Source organism: Citrobacter sp. CK185 (assembly GCF_030333565.1).
Classification (GTDB): Bacteria; Pseudomonadota; Gammaproteobacteria; order Enterobacterales; family Enterobacteriaceae; genus Citrobacter_B; species Citrobacter_B koseri.
Genome location: NZ_JAOWFR010000026.1, coordinates 1,132,542 through 1,151,352, shown reverse-complemented (window position 1 = coordinate 1,151,352; position 18,811 = coordinate 1,132,542). Strand labels below are relative to the sequence as shown.

At 52.8% G+C, this 18,811-nt stretch carries 15 protein-coding genes and 1 pseudogene; 10 read left to right on the top strand and 6 right to left on the bottom strand.

Annotation, left to right across the window (positions count from 1 at the left end):
• Positions 1-405 precede the first annotated feature (405 nt).
• Together OGV79_RS20115 and OGV79_RS20110 are read left to right on the top strand one after the other, a co-directional pair.
• The gene (locus OGV79_RS20115; RefSeq protein WP_012131270.1) at positions 406-1,959 is read left to right on the top strand and encodes a peptide MFS transporter; all 1,554 of its coding nucleotides are present in this window, start codon (positions 406-408) and stop codon (positions 1,957-1,959) included.
• A gap of 130 nt (positions 1,960-2,089) precedes the next feature.
• Positions 2,090-2,305: a zinc ribbon domain-containing protein gene (locus OGV79_RS20110; RefSeq protein ID WP_058669111.1), complete on the top strand. Its 216-nt coding sequence runs from the start codon at positions 2,090-2,092 to the stop codon at positions 2,303-2,305.
• Here the strand turns inward: OGV79_RS20110 and xseA are convergent.
• On the bottom strand, positions 2,302-3,675 hold the full coding sequence (xseA, locus tag OGV79_RS20105) for an exodeoxyribonuclease VII large subunit (RefSeq protein ID WP_104868347.1): 1,374 nt from the start codon (positions 3,673-3,675) through the stop codon (positions 2,302-2,304). The two genes, OGV79_RS20110 and xseA, sit on opposite strands and share 4 nt — an antisense overlap.
• Positions 3,676-3,836: 161 nt before the next feature.
• On the opposite strand from xseA, the gene guaB reads away from it, so the two are divergent.
• From guaB to OGV79_RS20085, 4 genes are all read left to right on the top strand, one after another.
• Positions 3,837-5,303: an IMP dehydrogenase gene (gene guaB, locus OGV79_RS20100; RefSeq protein WP_012131273.1), complete on the top strand. Its 1,467-nt coding sequence runs from the start codon at positions 3,837-3,839 to the stop codon at positions 5,301-5,303.
• Positions 5,304-5,371: 68 nt separating this feature from the next.
• Complete coding sequence (guaA, locus tag OGV79_RS20095; protein ID WP_058667885.1) at positions 5,372-6,949, top strand: glutamine-hydrolyzing GMP synthase; 1,578 nt, start codon at positions 5,372-5,374, stop codon at positions 6,947-6,949.
• 271 nt (positions 6,950-7,220) lie between these two features.
• Entirely contained in the window at positions 7,221-7,454 is a 234-nt protein-coding gene (locus OGV79_RS20090) for a type II toxin-antitoxin system Phd/YefM family antitoxin (RefSeq protein WP_004853132.1), read from the top strand.
• 30 nt (positions 7,455-7,484) lie between these two features.
• The gene (locus OGV79_RS20085; RefSeq protein ID WP_012131275.1) at positions 7,485-7,817 is read left to right on the top strand and encodes a type II toxin-antitoxin system RelE/ParE family toxin; all 333 of its coding nucleotides are present in this window, start codon (positions 7,485-7,487) and stop codon (positions 7,815-7,817) included.
• A 135-nt stretch (positions 7,818-7,952) separates the two neighbouring features.
• On the opposite strand, the gene OGV79_RS20080 is transcribed toward OGV79_RS20085, so the two are convergent.
• Positions 7,953-8,144 (bottom strand): YfgG family protein, encoded by a 192-nt coding sequence (locus tag OGV79_RS20080; protein WP_012131276.1) that lies wholly within the window; start codon positions 8,142-8,144, stop codon positions 7,953-7,955.
• A gap of 119 nt (positions 8,145-8,263) precedes the next feature.
• Between OGV79_RS20080 and OGV79_RS21740 the strand changes: the two are divergent.
• Both OGV79_RS21740 and OGV79_RS20075 read left to right on the top strand, forming a co-directional pair.
• Positions 8,264-8,332, top strand: a pseudogene (locus OGV79_RS21740) (hypothetical protein); the annotation flags it as partial.
• Between the two features lie 164 nt (positions 8,333-8,496).
• On the top strand, positions 8,497-10,746 hold the full coding sequence (locus tag OGV79_RS20075; RefSeq protein WP_115614565.1) for a sensor domain-containing phosphodiesterase: 2,250 nt from the start codon (positions 8,497-8,499) through the stop codon (positions 10,744-10,746).
• A gap of 7 nt (positions 10,747-10,753) precedes the next feature.
• Here the strand turns inward: OGV79_RS20075 and ppx are convergent, their stop codons facing one another.
• The 4 genes from ppx to purM form a co-directional block, all read right to left on the bottom strand.
• Complete coding sequence (gene ppx, locus OGV79_RS20070) at positions 10,754-12,295, bottom strand: exopolyphosphatase (protein ID WP_286468831.1); 1,542 nt, start codon at positions 12,293-12,295, stop codon at positions 10,754-10,756.
• 4 nt (positions 12,296-12,299) lie between these two features.
• Positions 12,300-14,366, bottom strand: coding sequence for a polyphosphate kinase 1 (ppk1, locus tag OGV79_RS20065; protein ID WP_012131280.1), 2,067 nt, complete (start codon positions 14,364-14,366; stop codon positions 12,300-12,302).
• A 230-nt stretch (positions 14,367-14,596) separates the two neighbouring features.
• Positions 14,597-15,232, bottom strand: a complete 636-nt coding sequence (gene purN, locus OGV79_RS20060) for a phosphoribosylglycinamide formyltransferase (protein WP_200026717.1) — start codon at positions 15,230-15,232, stop codon at positions 14,597-14,599.
• Positions 15,232-16,269, bottom strand: a complete 1,038-nt coding sequence (gene purM, locus OGV79_RS20055) for a phosphoribosylformylglycinamidine cyclo-ligase (RefSeq protein ID WP_024130122.1) — start codon at positions 16,267-16,269, stop codon at positions 15,232-15,234. The genes purN and purM overlap by 1 nt, the downstream gene beginning before the upstream one ends.
• Before the next feature lie 292 nt (positions 16,270-16,561).
• Here purM and OGV79_RS20050 point away from each other — a divergent pair, with 292 nt between their 5' ends.
• Both OGV79_RS20050 and upp read left to right on the top strand, forming a co-directional pair.
• Positions 16,562-17,992 carry a 6-phospho-beta-glucosidase gene (locus OGV79_RS20050; RefSeq protein ID WP_047462059.1) on the top strand — a complete coding sequence of 477 codons (1,431 nt, stop codon included), beginning with the start codon at positions 16,562-16,564 and terminating at the stop codon, positions 17,990-17,992.
• Between the two features lie 183 nt (positions 17,993-18,175).
• Complete coding sequence (gene upp / locus OGV79_RS20045; RefSeq protein ID WP_012131286.1) at positions 18,176-18,802, top strand: uracil phosphoribosyltransferase; 627 nt, start codon at positions 18,176-18,178, stop codon at positions 18,800-18,802.
• The last annotated feature ends 9 nt before the right edge of the window (positions 18,803-18,811 follow it).

Genomic DNA, 18,811 nt, shown 5'->3' with positions numbered 1-18,811 from the left:
TTTTAATGTACACACGGGTGTACACAATTAGATGTGTTTATTAAAAAACTCTTTTATAACAATCGATAACTGGCTTATTTGCCATTCACATTAAAAAGCAAATAATCGTCGCTGACGTTGATAAAACCCGCGCTTGTCGCGGGTTTTTTTGTTTTGCTCCAGCCGATGGTTTCCCTGTGTGATGTCAATGACTATTCGTTTTCTTCCAACTTTAAATCTAAGAAAGTAGACAATTGTCGAATTTTCATCTTAAAGTCCAGGGGTTGGTACTAGACAAAACTGGCTCCAGGTTATCAAATGGTTAAATAACCCTTCGCCGCATGTAAAAAAATCGGCCAGATACGTAACTGGTCGGCGTGCATTGCGGTGTTTATAAGCACAACGACATACCTTTTCGGGAGAATTATGCAATCCTCTGTTAATCAAAAAGAAAGCCGAACGTTCTTCGGCCATCCTTATCCGCTCGGTTCGCTGTTCTTCACCGAGATGTGGGAACGTTTCTCGTTTTACGGCATCCGTCCGTTACTGATCCTGTTTATGGCTGCGACCGTCTATGACGGGGGCATGGGACTGGCGCGTGAAAACGCCTCCGCGATTGTCGGTATCTTTGCCGGTACGATGTATCTCGCGGCGTTGCCGGGCGGCTGGCTGGCGGATAACTGGCTCGGCCAGCAGAAAGCGGTCTGGTACGGCTCGATTCTGATTGCGCTCGGCCACCTGTCGATTGCGCTCTCTGCCGTGATGGGCGACAACCTGTTCTTTATCGGCCTGATGTTTATCGTGCTCGGTTCTGGCCTGTTCAAGACCTGTATCTCGGTCATGGTAGGGACGCTGTATAAAAAAGGCGATGCGCGTCGTGACGGCGGTTTCTCGCTGTTCTATATGGGCATCAATATGGGGTCGTTCATTGCGCCGCTGATCTCCGGCTGGCTGATTAAAAGCCACGGCTGGCACTGGGGCTTTGGTATCGGCGGCATCGGGATGCTGGTGGCGTTGATCATCTTCCGCGTGTTTGCCGTTCCGGCAATGAAACGCTACGACAGCGAAGTGGGGCTGGACTCCACCTGGAACAGCCCGGTAGTGAAGAGAAACGGCGTGGGCGCATGGCTGCTGGCGCTGGCAGTAGGCGTGGTGGTTATTGTTGCGCTGATCGCTCAGGGCGTGATTGTGATTAACCCGGTCGCGGTAGCCAGCATGCTGGTGTACGTGATTGCGGCGTCTGTTGCGCTCTACTTTATCTACCTGTTTGTTTTTGCGGGCCTGAACCGTAAAGAGCGCGCACGACTGCTGGTCTGCTTTATCCTGCTGGTTTCAGCCGCATTCTTCTGGTCTGCGTTTGAGCAAAAGCCGACCTCATTCAACCTGTTCGCCAACGACTACACTAACCGCATGATCGGCGATTTTGAGATTCCAGCCGTATGGTTCCAGTCGATCAACGCCCTGTTTATCATCCTGCTGGCGCCGGTGTTCAGCTGGGCATGGCCAAAGCTGGCGAGCATGAACATTCGCCCGAGCAGCATCACCAAGTTTGTTATCGGTATTCTGTGTGCGGCGGCGGGCTTTGGCCTGATGATGCTGGCGGCGCAGAACGTACTGAATAACGGCGGGGCGGGCGTATCGCCGTTCTGGCTGGTAGGCAGCATTCTGATGCTGACGCTGGGCGAGCTGTGCCTGAGCCCGATTGGTCTGGCGACCATGACGCTGCTGGCGCCGGAAAGAATGCGCGGTCAGATGATGGGGCTGTGGTTCTGTGCGAGCGCGCTGGGTAACCTGGCTGCGGGCCTGATTGGCGGCCATGTGAAGGCCGATCAGCTCGATATGCTGCCGGACCTCTTCGCGCGTTGCTCCGTCGCCCTGCTGATTTGCGCTGCGGTGCTGATCGTGCTTATTGTTCCGGTTCGTCGTATGCTGGAAAATACACAGACTAAAAATGAGCAGAAGCCGGTCACTAACGCCTGATGCAACATTCGACCTGGCCGGGGCGTGAGTGACGCCCTGGCAGTTCAACGAATGAGACGGGAACAGGCGTTCAGGGATTTATTGGTCATGGGTTTTGATGCTCAGCTCGCAACATATCAAAGGAGTTACCGTGTCGATTACCTGCCCGGATTGCCATACAGAGCTGGAACCGCAAAACGGTGCGGCGCACTGCGACAGCTGCAATAAAGATATTGAACTTGAAGCGCGCTGCCCGGAGTGCCATAAGCCGCTCCAGGTGTTAAAAGCCTGCGGCGCGGTGGATTATTTCTGCCAGAATGGTCATGGGCTGATCTCTAAAAAGCGCGTGGAGTTTGTGCCGCTTTAATCCGTCTTTTTCCTGCGCGTTTTCTTCGCGGTCGTCACGCCTTTCACTTCGCTTTCCACCCAGCCGTCTGACAGCCGGGTGGTGAGCACATCACCGGCTTTCACCTGTCTGGTTTGCTTCAGCACCTTGCCGTCCGTCGCCGTGGTTACGCTATAACCACGCGCCAGCGTGGAGAGCGGGCTGACGGCTTCAAGATGCGTTACCGCATTGCCAAAGCGTTCGCGTGTGGCGCTCAGACGTGCGCGCACGTTCTCGGCCAGACGATACTCCAGCTGCTGAATACGCGTTTGCGCACGATAAATTCGCGGCTGCGGGTTTTGCTGGTTTAAACGCTGAAGGACACGTTGCTGGCGCGAGGCCGCGCGCTTGAGTTGATTATCCAGCGCGAAGTTCATCCGCTGGCGCAATCTTTCCAGCATTGTCTGCTGGCGCGCCAGGCGCAGTTGCGGGTGTTGCTGCTGTAACCGATGGAAAAGCTGCGTAAAACGGCGGTTGCGGTTTGCCAGATAGTAATCCATCGCCATCCCGAGGCGTTGTTGCGCGGACTGAATCTGGCGCAGCAACTCCTGCTGATTACGGCTGACTATCTCGGCGGCTGCGGAAGGCGTCGGCGCGCGCAGGTCGGCAACAAAATCGGCGATGGTGACGTCGGTTTCATGGCCGACGGCGCTAACGACCGGAATGCGGCTGGCGAAAATCGCCCGCGCGACGCGTTCATCGTTAAAACTCCACAGATCTTCCAGTGAACCGCCGCCGCGCCCGACGATCAGCACGTCGCATTCACTTCGGGCGTTAGCCCGTTCAATGGCGCGAACAATCTGGCCCGGCGCGTCATCACCCTGAACAGCGGTCGGGTAGATGATAACCGGCAGGGAGGGATCGCGGCGTTTCAGGACATGAAGAATGTCATGTAAAGCGGCACCGGTTTTTGAGGTGATCACCCCGACGCAGTGAGCGGGCGAGGGGAGCGGTTGTTTATACTGCTGATCGAACAGCCCTTCAGCCTGCAATTTTGCTTTCAGTAATTCATATTTCTGCTGGAGCAGGCCTTCACCCGCAGGCTGCATGCTTTCAACGATGATCTGATAGTCGCCGCGCGGCTCATACAGGGTGATATTGGCGCGAACCAGCACCTGCTGCCCGTGCTGCGGGCGAAAAGTGACGCGGCGGTTGCTGTTACGGAACATCGCGCAGCGTACCTGGGCGGTGTCATCCTTTAGCGTAAAGTACCAGTGACCGGAGGCGGGCTGCGTGAAATTAGAGATTTCACCGCTGATCCATACTTGCCCCATTTCCTGCTCAAGCAGCAGACGAACCGTCTGATTAAGGCGGCTTACGGTAAAGATTGAGGAGGTCTGAGAGGATAACATGTGAGCGGGATCAAATTCTAAATCAGCAAGTTATTCAGTCGATAGTAACCCGCCCACAGGGGATCGCAAGCATTATTTGCAAAAAAGTGTGGATGCAATCGGTTTCGCTCTGTATAATGCCACGGCAATATTTATCCACCCCCAGGTTAGAGATATTGCCCATGCTACGTATTGCTAAAGAAGCTCTGACGTTTGACGACGTCCTCCTCGTTCCCGCTCACTCCACCGTTCTGCCGAATACTGCCGACCTCAGCACGCAGTTGACGAAAACCATTCGTCTGAACATCCCTATGCTCTCCGCAGCAATGGATACCGTGACGGAAGCGCGCCTTGCAATCGCCCTGGCACAGGAAGGCGGCATTGGTTTTATCCACAAAAACATGTCTATCGAGCGTCAGGCGGAAGAAGTTCGCCGCGTGAAGAAACATGAATCCGGCGTGGTTACCGACCCGCAAACCGTTCTGCCAACCACCACGCTGCGTGAAGTGAAAGAACTGACCGAACGTAACGGTTTTGCTGGCTATCCGGTTGTCACCGAAGATAACGAGCTGGTCGGTATCATTACCGGTCGTGACGTGCGTTTTGTCACCGACCTGAGCCAGCCTGTCAGCGTGTATATGACGCCGAAAGAGCGCCTGGTCACAGTGCGCGAAGGTGAAGCGCGTGAAGTGGTTTTTGCCAAAATGCACGAAAAACGCGTTGAGAAAGCGCTGGTTGTGGATGACAGCTTCCATCTGATCGGCATGATCACCGTAAAAGATTTCCAGAAAGCGGAACGTAAACCGAACGCCTGTAAAGATGAGCAGGGTCGTCTGCGCGTTGGCGCGGCAGTCGGCGCGGGCGCGGGCAACGAAGAGCGCGTTGACGCGCTGGTTGCCGCTGGCGTTGACGTACTGCTGATCGACTCCTCTCACGGCCACTCCGAAGGCGTTCTACAACGCATTCGTGAAACCCGCGCCAAATACCCGGATCTGCAAATCATCGGCGGCAACGTAGCAACCGGCGCAGGCGCGCGCGCGCTGGCAGACGCTGGCGTCAGTGCGGTGAAAGTGGGTATCGGTCCTGGCTCTATCTGTACGACCCGTATCGTCACAGGCGTAGGCGTTCCACAAATTACTGCTGTCTCTGATGCAGTAGAAGCACTCGAAGGCCTGGGCATTCCGGTTATCGCCGATGGCGGTATTCGTTTCTCCGGCGATATCGCCAAAGCGATCGCCGCAGGCGCAAGCGCGGTAATGGTCGGTTCCATGCTGGCGGGTACTGAAGAATCCCCGGGCGAAATCGAACTGTACCAGGGCCGTTCTTACAAATCCTACCGTGGTATGGGTTCTCTGGGCGCGATGTCCAAAGGCTCCTCTGACCGTTACTTCCAGAGCGATAACGCGGCAGACAAACTGGTGCCGGAAGGTATCGAAGGCCGCGTAGCGTATAAAGGCCGCCTGAAAGAGATCATTCACCAGCAGATGGGCGGCCTGCGCTCCTGTATGGGTCTGACCGGCTGTGGTACTATCGACGCGCTGCGTACCAAAGCGGAGTTTGTACGCATCAGCGGTGCGGGTATTCAGGAAAGCCACGTTCATGACGTGACCATCACCAAAGAGTCCCCGAACTACCGTCTGGGCTCCTGATTTTCTTCGCCCGACCTCGTGTCGGGCGATTTATTTAATCTGTTTCACTTGCCTCGGAATTAGCGTCAATGACGGAAAATATTCATAAACATCGCATTCTCATCCTGGATTTTGGTTCTCAGTACACTCAGCTGGTTGCGCGTCGCGTGCGTGAACTCGGCGTTTACTGCGAACTGTGGGCGTGGGATGTTACGGAAGCACAAATTCGCGAATTCAACCCAAGCGGTATTATTCTTTCCGGCGGCCCGGAAAGCACCACTGAAGAAAACAGCCCACGCGCGCCGGAGTATGTGTTTGAAGCTGGCGTGCCGGTATTCGGCGTGTGCTACGGTATGCAGACGATGGCGATGCAACTGGGCGGCCATGTTGAAGCATCCAATGAACGTGAATTCGGTTACGCGCAGGTGGAAGTGAGAACCGACAGCGCGCTGATTCGCGGCATTGAAGACTCCCTGACCGCAGACGGCAAGCCGCTGCTGGACGTGTGGATGAGCCACGGCGATAAAGTTACCGCTATCCCGTCTGACTTTGTCACCGTTGCCAGCACCGAAACCTGCCCGTTCGCTATTATGGCTAACGAGGAAAAACGTTTTTACGGCGTGCAGTTCCACCCGGAAGTCACGCATACCCGCCAGGGTATGCGCATGCTGGAACGCTTTGTGCGTGATATCTGCCAGTGTGAAGCGCTGTGGACTCCGGCGAAGATCATCGACGATGCGGTAAATCGCATCCGTGAACAGGTTGGCGACGACAAAGTGATCCTCGGCCTGTCTGGCGGCGTTGACTCTTCCGTTACCGCGATGCTGCTGCACCGTGCCATCGGTAAAAACCTGACCTGTGTATTCGTTGATAACGGCCTGCTGCGTCTGAACGAAGCCGAGCAGGTAATGGACATGTTCGGCGATCATTTTGGTCTCAACATTGTCCACGTTCCGGCGGAAGAACGTTTCCTGACCGCGCTGAAAGGCGAAAACGATCCAGAAGCGAAACGTAAGATCATCGGTCGCGTATTCGTTGAAGTCTTCGACGAAGAAGCGTTCAGACTGGAAGACGTGAAATGGCTGGCGCAGGGCACTATCTATCCTGACGTTATCGAGTCCGCCGCTTCCGCCACCGGTAAAGCGCACGTCATCAAATCTCACCACAATGTGGGCGGCCTGCCGAAAGAGATGAAGATGGGTCTGGTTGAGCCGCTGAAAGAGCTGTTCAAAGACGAAGTGCGCAAGATTGGTCTGGAACTGGGCCTGCCGTACGACATGCTGTACCGTCACCCGTTCCCGGGGCCGGGTCTGGGCGTACGCGTGCTGGGTGAAGTGAAGAAAGAGTACTGCGACCTGCTGCGTCGTGCGGATGCTATCTTCATCGAAGAGCTGCACAAAGCGGATCTGTACAACAAAGTGAGCCAGGCGTTCACCGTGTTCCTGCCGGTTCGCTCCGTTGGTGTAATGGGCGATGGCCGTAAATACGACTGGGTTGTCTCCCTGCGTGCGGTAGAAACCATCGACTTTATGACCGCGCACTGGGCGCACCTGCCGTATGATTTCCTCGGCCGCGTCTCTAACCGCATCATCAACGAAGTCAACGGCATCTCCCGCGTGGTGTATGACATCAGCGGTAAGCCGCCAGCAACCATTGAGTGGGAATGATGTATAGCTAGTTCATAGCTCATCATATCTATTCAGATTCATCATTAGCCCTCTGTAATTGCAGAGGGTTTTTGTTTTTATGTATTCATGTCTATTCACTCTACCTCACATCTTTTGACGGTACAGGTGACGGTATTGTCGAAGAGCGTTTGCTGGCCGCTCCACATTAGCAAGCCTCGACAGCAGGAAAAAGATGAATACTTGTTGTTAGTCTAAATGTGGTCTATATTTGAACCGAAAAGTGACCAATGACTATTCGGTGGGGCGTATCATGAAAGTAGAGACAATTAGCTACGTTAAAAAGAACGCAGCAACGCTTGATCTGTCAGAACCGATCCTGGTCACGCAAAATGGTGTCCCTGCTTATGTTATAGAATCCTATGACCAGCAGCAGGAGCGGGAAAACGCTATTGCGTTGCTGAAGCTGCTTACCCTGTCAGAGAAAGATAAAGCTGAAGGGCGTGTATTCTCAAAAGACCAATTGCTGGATGGACTTGCGGATTAAACGCAGAGCACTCAACGTTAAGGGACTTCCATGGAACAGCTGGTGACCTTTGAGTACACGCTTACGGTAAAGCACTGCATCGATACAATAGCGGGTTTTCTGCGCCATGTTGATGTTGAACCGCGTCCGGTTATTGCAGATATACTGACGCAGTTTGAGAGTACCGTTGGCCAGTTCCCGCTGGGATGCCAGATTTGCCCTGAACTGCTGAAAATTGGCTGTGCAAAGTACCGGGAGTTTAACCACGCTGAAGGCTATCGAGTTTTGTATTCAGTAGACGGCGCATTAGTGACAGCACATGCGATTTTGTCACATCGGCAGGATATACAGCAGTTGTTGTTCAGGCGTCTGATTGCCGCCTGAACAATCAGGCGACGATACCGCTTACAACGTCATCTTCCAGAATCCATTCCATTACCCGACCGAGGCACAGCGCTATCTGTCTGGCGAATGCATATGCAATCCAGAAAACAGTATGTTTATGTGAGCAGGAAAAGTTTAGCGTTGAGCAGGCGTCTCGACTGAGAGAGTGGACTGTTGAGCTTCTTTTTTATCCTGATGATGATGCCAGGCACCGATAGAAGAGTAGACGAAGCGTCCGAAGAAGAAGAGAAAACTGATAAACAGTACGATACGGGTCATTCGACTGTTAAATCGATGTCGTTTTCGCATACTGGTTGCCTGACTCACAAAAGGTTCCTTAGGGTATGCCCAGCATAGTGGGCGATGGGTACATTAAGGCACATTGTAAAGGAATGGTCAATTGTCGATTATGTAAAAATACGTCAGTTGATTTATCTCTTATTGTTATGGAAGATAATTTTAGTATTTACATTAATAATAAATTAATGATAACGAAGCAGAAAAAACGTAATTATTAGTTAATGAGAAGGAAATTGATTGATATATATCAAATGTTGCTTCCCGTTGATAACTAGAATCAAGACACATATTGTGACGTTGTTTTTATTATTATTTTAAAGTCAGGTGGGATGCCTGTCTGAAGCACCTTGCAGGAAGCGAGGGTTTTTGCTGAGCATCTATGAAACTAAATCAGACCTATATCAAAATCAGAGATAAATGGTGGGTGCTGCCTCTCATTTTACCCTCTTTGCTGTTGCCCATATTAAGCATTGCCAATACCTACGCGCATACCAATACGGGTTCCGGCAATGTCACGCTTTTTTATCTTCCCCTGGCATTCACCATTAGCCTGATGTCATTTTTTGACTGGGCGGCATTACCAGGCATTGCGGTCGCAATCTTCTGGAACCGCTATCCGATAGTGGGATTGTATGAGACGCTCTCCATTATCGGACATTTCATTATCCCGGTCGTGCTCTGCTGGGGCGGGTATCGCGTGTTTACTCCCCGGCGTAATCAGGTGTCTCATGGCGATGCTCATCTGATGTTTCAGCGGATGTTCTGGCAGGTGTTTTGCCCGGCGACGTTATTTCTGGTGCTCTTTCAATTTGCCGCCTTCCTGGGAATGTATGCGAGCAAATCAAGCATGATGGGCGTAATGCCTTTTAATATCAATACATTGATTAACTATCAGGCTTTGCTGGTGGGAAATCTTATCGGCGTTCCGCTGTGTTATTTTATTATTCGTACTGTCCGCAATCCGCTATATCTGCGTGGATATTATGCGCAGCTGAAACAACAGTTTGATAAGAAAGTCACAAAGAAAGAGGTTGTTATCTGGTTGCTCGTGCTGACATTGCTCATGACAATGCTTTGCATGCCATTGAATGAAAATAGTTCAATATTTAGCACTAACTATACCTTGTCATTATTATTGCCGGTAATGCTATGGGGAGCGATGCGCTACGGTTATCGATTTATTTCGCTGATATGGTCGGCTGTTCTCATTACCGCAATTCATTATTACCAGAGCTACATGCCTTATTACTCCGGGTATGACACACAACTCACTATTACGTCTTCAAGCTACCTGGTTTTCTCTTTTATTGTGAGCTATATGGCGGTGCTGGCGACGCGCCAGAGAATCGTCAGCGGTCGGGCGCGTCGGCTCGCGTATCTTGATCCCGTCGTGCATCTGCCTAACCTGCGGGCGCTAAATCGCGCGCTGAAAAATTCGCCCTGGTCAGCACTCTGTTTTTTACGCGTGCCCGGCCTGGAATTACTGGGGAAGAACTATGGCGTTATGCTGAGAATTCAGTACAAGCAAAAGCTCTCCCACTGGATAAACACCTTGCTGGCGCCCGGTGAGTGCGTGTATCAGCTGTCGGGGCATGATTTGATTCTGCGTCTGAATATGGAGTCGCATCAACAGCGCATTGAAGCGCTGGACAACCATATCAAGCAATTCCGTTTCATGTGGGATGATATGCCGCTCCAGCCGCAGGTTGGGGTCAGCTACTGCTATGTGCGCTCTCCGGTCAGCCATATCTATCTGTTATTAGGCGAATTAAGTACCATCGCCGATCTTTCTCTGATGACCAACAAACCGGAGAATATGCAGCGGCGTGGCGCAATGCATTTGCAGCGGGACCTGAAAGATAAAGTGGCGATGATGAACCGCTTGCAGTATGCGCTGGAGCACGATCATTTTTGCCTGATGGCGCAGCCGATTTCAGGCATTCGCGGCGATGTTTACCATGAAATACTGCTGCGACTGAAAGACGATAATGGCGGCATGATCAATCCCGATGGTTTCCTGCCCGTTGCTCACGAATTTGGCCTGTCGTCCAGCATCGATCTGTGGGTGATTGAAAATACCCTGCGCTTTATGGCGCAGAACCGGGATAAGCTGCCAGCCCACCGGTTTGCCATCAATCTGTCACCAACGTCGGTATGCCGCGCCCAGTTTCCGATTGATGTCAGTAACCTGCTGAGCCAGTATGAAGTTGAAGCGTGGCAGCTGATCTTTGAAGTGACCGAAAGCAATGCGTTCTCCAATGCCGAACAGGGTCAGGCAACGTTGTCACAGTTGCAACAGTTAGGTTGCCAGATAGCGATTGATGATTTTGGAACCGGTTATGCCAGTTATGCGCGGCTGAAAAATGTGAGCGCGAATATTCTCAAGATCGATGGCAGCTTTATTCGCAATATCGTTTCTAACAGTCTCGATTACCAGATTGTGGCGTCCATTTGTCATCTGGCGCGAATGAAGAATATGCAAGTGGTGGCGGAATATGTGGAAAGTGAAGAAATTCGTAGTGCGGTGAGCGCGTTGGGGATCGATTACCTTCAGGGCTATTTGCTTGGCGAGCCCAGGCCGCTGGCGGCGACGCTGGAAGAGGTGCAGGCACCATTGTCTGGTGCCTGAGGCGAAATTACGCCGCGATAGTGGGCGAACTCTCTTCTTCGATTTTGAGACGCCAGCCCGTGACCGCTTCCCAGTATTGCTGCTCTTTTTCCAGATCGAGCAGGACGAGCGCGTTTTGGCTAAACCAGTCATGCGGGAAGCACAACGTCCAGTGATTGTCGTCAGTTTTAAGCCGTAGCGTTGGCGGCGTTGTGGTGGCCTGGCGCTGATTATTCAGCAGAACGCCCAGGCGCAACAGCTGAATCAACGGCAGGAATTGTTTTTTCTTGAACAGCGTAAAGCGGGGCAAGTCATCCAGCTTAACGGCTTTACGATGATAACGGACTAATGTCGCCATCATCAGTTGCTGTTCCTGGTTAAAACCCGGCAAATCGCTGTTTTGCAGAATATAGGCAGAGTGGCGGTGCAGGCCGCTGTGGTTGATGTTCAGCCCCACCTCATGCAGCATTGCAGCCCACTTCAGTAACGCTTCCAGCTGTGGATGCGCCAGCTTTGGCTGTTGCGTCTGCCACTGTTCATACATCTGCATGGTTGTTTCCAGCACGCGCCGGGCCTGATCGCTGTCGATGTTATACTGATTCGCCAGGCTTTTGGCCGTACGGCTGCGCACATCCTGATGACGGAAGCGGCCTTCCATTTCGTACAGCACGCCTTCGCGTAGCGCCCCGTCGGAAAGGCGGAGTTCGCGGATCGCCAGCGCATCAAAAACGCCGCACAGAATGGCCAGACCCGGTACAAAGACCGCTTTTCGCTCTTCAGACAGACCCGGCAGGCTCAGCGCTTCAAAGGAACGGTGCCTGAGCACTTCAGCCATCAGTTTATCCAGCCGTTCTGGCGTAATGAAGCCGTCCTTCTCACCCATTTCCAGCAGCACTTCATGGGCGGCTTTGATGGTGCCAGACGCGCCCAGCGCGACGTTCCAGCCCTGAATGCGGAACTGCCAGGTTAACGTCTCCAGTTTTTGCGCAGCGGCCATTCGGGCGCGCTGGAAATTTTCCGGGCTGATGGCGCCGCCAGGAAAATAGATTTGTGCGAAACTGACGCACCCCATGCGACGGCTTTCGACCAGTTTGGGCTCGAAGTTTTCACCGATGACTAACTCCGTCGAACCCCCGCCGATATCGATCACCAGCTTGCGGCCTTTTTCCGGCTGCGTATGCTCCACGCCCATAAAAATCAGGCGGGCTTCTTCGTTACCGGAAATGATTTCGATCGGGTAGGGGATGACCTTCTCCGCGCGCTTCAGAAAATCGGTGGCGTTCAGCGCCTGGCGCAGGGTATGGGTGCCTACGATACACACGCTTGACGGGGAGAATCCCTGTAGGCGTTCGGCGAATAACGATAAGCAGCTTAACCCGCGTTCTATCGCTTCTTCACTTAACATATTGTCTTCGCCGAGACCATCCGCCAGATGTACGCGCTGTTTCAGCCGACCGATGATCTGCATGGCGCCATCCACCACGCGGGCAATGACCATATGAAAACTGTTCGAACCGAGGTCGACCGCCGCGAACTCCTGCGGCCGGGGTGTCTTGTCATGTATTGGCATAGCGTTAGTCAGGTTGCTCGAGTGATTTGATGTAGTCGTAAATCGCCAGTTGCGACTGCACCTTGCGACGATTTCCGCGCGGCACGTAGCGATTACTCAGTTCTTTATCTATGTAGCGGGCTTTTACCGTGTCGCTAAACAGGATGTCAATAATATCCAGCACGCGTTGCTTAAGGCACGGGTCGAGCAGCGGCGCAGCAACTTCGATACGGTAATCGATATTTCTCGTCATCCAGTCAGCGGAGGAAAGATACACCTGCTTGTCGCCGCCGTTGGTAAAAATATAAACCCGGTCATGTTCGAGATAACGATCCACGATACTGATCACGCGGATATTGTCGCTAATGCCTTCCAGATTTGGAATCAGCGAACACATCCCACGAACCAGCAGATTGACCGGCACACCCGAGCTGGATGCGGCGTACAGACGGTCGACCAGCCCCTTGTCCACCAGGTTATTCAGCTTCAGCGTAATGCCGGAGGGGAGACCTTGCTGGGCGTTGGCGATTTCTTTATCGATCATCTCGTACAGCAGGCGTCGTGAGTTCTGCGGAGAGACCAGCAAATAGTCGAACGTCACCGGGCGGTAAGGGTTCTCGATAAAGTTGAACACGCGACGGACTTCGTTCGTGATACGCGCATCGGCGGTCAGTAAGGAATAGTCGGTGTACAGGCGTGCCGTTTTTTCGTTGAAGTTCCCTGTGCCGATGTGCGCATAACGCACCACCTCATCGCCTTCTTTACGCGAGATGAGGAACAGTTTGGCGTGAATTTTCAGGCCTGGCGCCGAGAAGATCACATGTACGCCTGCTTCGGTCAGCCGCTTCGCCCAGTGGATATTCGCCTCTTCATCGAATCGCGCCTGCAATTCTACCACCACGGTGACTTTCTTGCCGTTATGGGCGGCGTGAATCATCGAGTCGATGATGCGTGAATCTTTCGCCACACGGTAGATGTTGATTTTGATCGCCAGCACGCTGGGGTCAAAGGAGGCCTGGCGCAGCAATTCCAGCACATGTTCGAAAGTGTGGTACGGATAATAGAGCAGAACGTCGCGCTCGCGAATGGCGTCGAACCCGTTGCGGAACTTCTCTTTATCGAACCAGAGATGGCGCAGTCGCGGCAGCGGCTTGTTCACCAGATTGGCTTTTCCCACGTTGGGGAAGCTAATGAAGTCTTTGAAGTTGTGATACCGGCCGCCGGGTACGATGGAGTCGTAGCGGGAGATGGTCAGCTTTTCACGCAGCACTTCCACCAGCGCGTTTGGCATATCGCGCTGGTAAACAAAACGCACCGGCTCGGCGGTCAGGCGTTGTTTCAGGCTGGAGGACATCAGCTCCATCAGGCTCGATTCCATCTCATGCACCAAATCGTATTCGGCATCACGGGTCATCTTCATTGAGTAGGCATTCAGCGCGTCGTAGTCAAAGAAGCCTTTGAAGATGTCGTCCAGGCAGTAGCGCAAAATGTTATCCAGCAGGATCATCGGCTTACGGCGACGCGGCGCTTCCGGCGGCAGATTCACAAAACGCGGCACTTTGTCGGATGGAATTTCCAGCAGCGCGTAGCGGATAGCATCGCCACGAATAATCTCTACGGCCAGATAGGTGTAATCATCTTTCAGAAACTGAACTAAATCCGTCTCGCGATTGATCAGAATTGGCGTGATGTGTTGGCGTAAGTAGTGTTTAAAATAATGCCGCAGCCAGCTTTGCTGGTTGGCCGACAGTTGGCGTTCGTTGATTAAGAAGATCTGATTACGCGCCATTTCCAGCAGCAATTCGTTGTACAGGCTGTCGAATTCCTGGTCGGCTTTTAGTACCCGGGACTGGATTTTTCCTAGCAGATGGCGAGAATGAGAATTAGAACCCTGTTCTTCGCTGATTATGATGCGACGTTTCAGTTCGGCGAAACGAACTTTATAGAACTCGTCAAGGTTATTGGAATAGATGCCCAGGAAGCGCATGCGTTCAATAAGCGGATTTGATTTATCCGCAGCTTCCTGGAGCACGCGTTCGTTGAACGCTAACCAACTTAGCTCTTTCTCGATGTATAGTTTTTCCTGACCCATTACAACTCACACTCCGTTTTATTCACGGGACACTGCCTGATTATTATGGCGAGCATTGCGCTCAGATGTCCAACTGTGCCAGAAAAATATGACAATAAACCGTCAGATAAGCAAAGAGATGAGGGGAATTCCTGAGGCGTAGGCCGGATAAGGCGTTGACGCGCCACCCGGCATTGAAACGTTGGATTGCCTGATGGCGCTTCGCTTACCCGTCCTGCGAGGGAATGTTATTACTCGGCGGCATAGCCTTGCGGCGGCAGGCGATTGCCATCCAGCCAGGCGGCGTTATCACGCATTTCCAGACGGCCATCCACAAACCAACTGACGACCAGAGGATAGATAGCGTGTTCCTGCGTCTGAACGCGGGCCGTAATTTCATCTTCGCTGTCGCCTTCAAAGACCGGAATCTTCGCTTGCAGAATAACCGGGCCGCCGTCGAGTTCATCGGTAACAAAATGGACAGAGGTTCCGTGTTCTTCATCGCCGTTTTCCAGCGCCTGACGGTGCGTATGCAACCCCGGGTATTTTGGCAGCAGGGAAGGGTGAATATTGAGTAGACGCCCCTCATAGTGGGCGACGAACGCGGGGCTCAGGATGCGCATATAGCCCGCCAGCACCACGAGATCGGGGGCGTAAGCGTCTATTTCACGCATCAGTTCGCGGTCAAACGCTTCACGGCTGGCGAATTGATCGGCCGTTAACGCATGTGCCGGAATTCCGGCCTCACGCGCGCGTTCAAGGCCGAACGCGTCGGCCTTGTTGCTGAATACTGCCCGAAGGGTGCCTTTGATTCTTTTCTCTTTGCAGGCATCGATAATCGCCTGCAAATTGCTTCCGTTGCCGGAAATAAGCACCACAAGATTCATCATTGAATAACCACGCGCTGTTCGGAATCAGAGGCTTTAATGATACCGATTTTCCAGGCGTTTTCACCTTTTGCTTTCAGCAGGGCGAGGGCGTTATCCACTTCCGCTTCCGGCAGGGCGATCACCATCCCGACGCCGCAGTTGAAGGTGCGATACATTTCATGCTGGCTGACGTTGCCTGCGGTTTGCAGCCAGTTGAAGACGGCTGGCCATTGCCAGGAAGATTCGTCAATCACCGCCTGGGTGTTATCCGGCAATACGCGAGGAATATTTTCCCAGAAACCGCCGCCGGTCAGGTGGGCGATGGCGTGCACATCGACTTTTTCAATCAGTTCCAGAATGGACTTCACATAAATGCGGGTTGGCGCCAGCAGGTGATCGGCTAACGGTTTGCCTTCCAGCTCGGTGTTTTCCGGGTCGCAACCGCTGACTTCAACGATCTTGCGCACCAGAGAATAGCCGTTGGAGTGCGGGCCGCTGGAGCCAAGGGCAATCAACACATCGCCATCGGCCACTTTGGAACCGTCGATAATTTCTGATTTTTCCACCACGCCGACGCAGAAACCGGCGACATCGTAATCTTCGCCATGATACATCCCTGGCATTTCAGCGGTTTCGCCGCCGACCAGCGCGCAGCCTGATTGCAGACAACCTTCGGCAATACCGTTGATCACGCTGGCGGCGGTATCGACGTCCAGCTTGCCGGTCGCGTAGTAATCCAGGAAGAACAGCGGCTCCGCGCCCTGAACGACCAGATCGTTGACGCACATCGCCACCAGGTCGATCCCGATGGTGTCGTGGCGTTTCAGATCCATCGCCAGACGCAGTTTTGTCCCTACGCCGTCAGTGCCGGAAACCAGTACAGGCTCACGATATTTTTGCGGCAATGCGCACAGCGCGCCGAAGCCACCCAAACCACCCATGACTTCCGGGCGGCGAGTTTTCTTCACTACGCCTTTGATTCGATCAACCAGAGCATTACCAGCGTCAATATCAACACCGGCATCTTTATAGCTAAGAGAGGTTTTGTCGGTCACTGCTTAGGTCCCCACGCGTTACTTGCGGTGAAAATTAAATTCGGCGCAATTCTAACAGGGAAAGCAAACGTTTGCGAGCCTGCTCTGCATCCGTTTTTATCTGCCGAATTTTTCAGCGTTTTACCGTTGTGTACCCATTTGTTTGAACTGCTCCACGAAAATGAAACCGGGTTCATTACCGTGCTTGAAACCTGCGCCAGTTATGCACAGTATCGTACTGAAACCGGTTTCTGTTTTGCTTCGGGTTGTCAGCGTAGCGGCGTTAACATTGCAATTACAATGAGGGAAACGTATGTCTGGATTTAAAGCGAATTTCATGTGGGGCGGCGCCGTTGCCGCTCACCAGTTAGAAGGCGGCTGGCAGGAAGGCGGAAAGGGGATTAGCGTGGCGGATGTGATGACCGCCGGTGCGCATGGCGTTCCGCGGGAAATTACCGACGGCGTGATCGCCGGGAAAAATTATCCTAACCATGAGGCTATCGATTTCTATCACCGCTACAAAGACGATATTAAGCTCTTTGCCGAGATGGGCTTTAAATGTTTTCGCACCTCTATCGCCTGGACGCGCATTTTCCCGCAGGGGGATGAATTACAGCCGAATGAAGCGGGTTTGCAGTTTTATGACGCCCTGTTTGATGAATGCCTGAAGTACGGTATTGAACCGGTGATTACGCTGTCGCATTTTGAAATGCCTTACCATCTGGTCACGGAATATGGCGGCTGGCGTAACCGTAAGCTGATCGATTTCTTCGTGCGCTTCGCGAAAGTGGTATTTACCCGCTATCAGCACAAAGTGAAATACTGGATGACCTTCAATGAGATCAACAACCAGGCCAATTATCACGAAGATTTCGCGCCGTTCACCAACTCGGGGCTGAAATACCTGCCGGGCGAAGATCGTGAACCGGTGATGTATCAGGCGGCGCACTATGAGCTGGTCGCCAGCGCGCTGGCGGTGAAAGCGGCGCGGGAGATCAACCCGGCATTGCAGGTTGGCTGCATGATCGCCATGTGTCCGATCTATCCGCTGACCTGCGCGCCGGACGATATGATGATGGCGATGAACGCGATGCACCGTCGCTACTGGTTTACGGATGTGCATGTGCGCGGGAAATATCCGCAGCATATCCTCAACTACTTTGCGCGTCGGGGCTTTGCGCTGGATATCACCGATGAAGATCGCGCGGCGTTGTTACAGGGCTGTGTGGACTATATCGGTTTCAGCTATTACATGTCTTTTGCCACGAAAGCGACCGCAGATAACCCACAGCTTGATTACGACGAAACGAAAAGTCTGGTCTCCAATCCGTATGTGCAGAAGTCGGACTGGGGCTGGCAGATCGATCCTGTGGGGTTACGCTACTCGCTCAACTGGTTCTGGGATCACTACCAGCTACCGTTGTTTATTGTCGAGAACGGTTTTGGCGCGATAGATATTCAGCAGGCAGATGGTTCCGTTGACGATCGGTATCGTATCGACTATCTCGCAGCGCACATTCGTGAAATGAAAAAAGCCGTTGTGGAAGATGGCGTTGATTTGATGGGCTACACCCCGTGGGGCTGCATTGATTTGGTGTCGGCGGGGACGGGCGAGATGAAAAAACGTTATGGCTTTATCTATGTCGATAAAAATAATGACGGCAGCGGGACGCTAGCGCGCCATCCGAAGAGATCTTTTGCCTGGTATCAAAATGTGATTAAAAATAACGGAGAAAACATTTAAGATTCAATGCGTTGTTATTCAGCCCCGCCATCTGTGCGGGGCGTGTTTTATACTCATTCTCCAGACGTATGTCACTTTGGTTGATCCATGTCAAGCATACGTTGTGTTGCGCCAGAGAGGAAAAGCGGTATAATCCGGCGATTTTTTTTGTGGTTGCCACTCGTCTGAGGAAAGGAGAAGAGTATGAAGATCGTGGAAGTCAAACACCCACTCGTCAAACACAAGCTGGGTCTGATGCGTGAAAACGACATTAGCACTAAACGCTTTCGTGAACTCGCCTCGGAAGTAGGCAGCCTGCTGACCTATGAAGCGACCGCAGACCTGGAAACCGAAACGGTAACCATCGACGGCTGGAATGGCCCGGTTGAAATCGAACAAATCAAAGGTAAAAAAATCACAGTGGTTCCTATCCTGCGTGCCGGTCTGGGCATGATGGAAGGCGTCCTGGAGCATGTGCCGAGCGCGCGTATCAGCGTGGTGGGCATCTACCGTAACGAAGAAACGCTGGAGCCCGTTCCGTACTTCCAGAAACTGGTATCCAACATCGATGAGCGTATGGCGCTGGTGGTTGACCCAATGCTGGCAACCGGCGGTTCAATGATTGCGACGATCGATCTGCTGAAAAATGCAGGCTGCCACAGCATTAAAGTGCTGGTGCTGGTTGCTGCGCCGGAAGGCATTGCGGCGCTGGAGAAAGCGCACCCGGATGTTGAGCTGTACACCGCATCGATTGATAAGGGACTTAACGAGCACGGATACATTATTCCGGGCCTCGGCGATGCCGGCGATAAGATCTTTGGTACGAAGTAAGTGAATGAA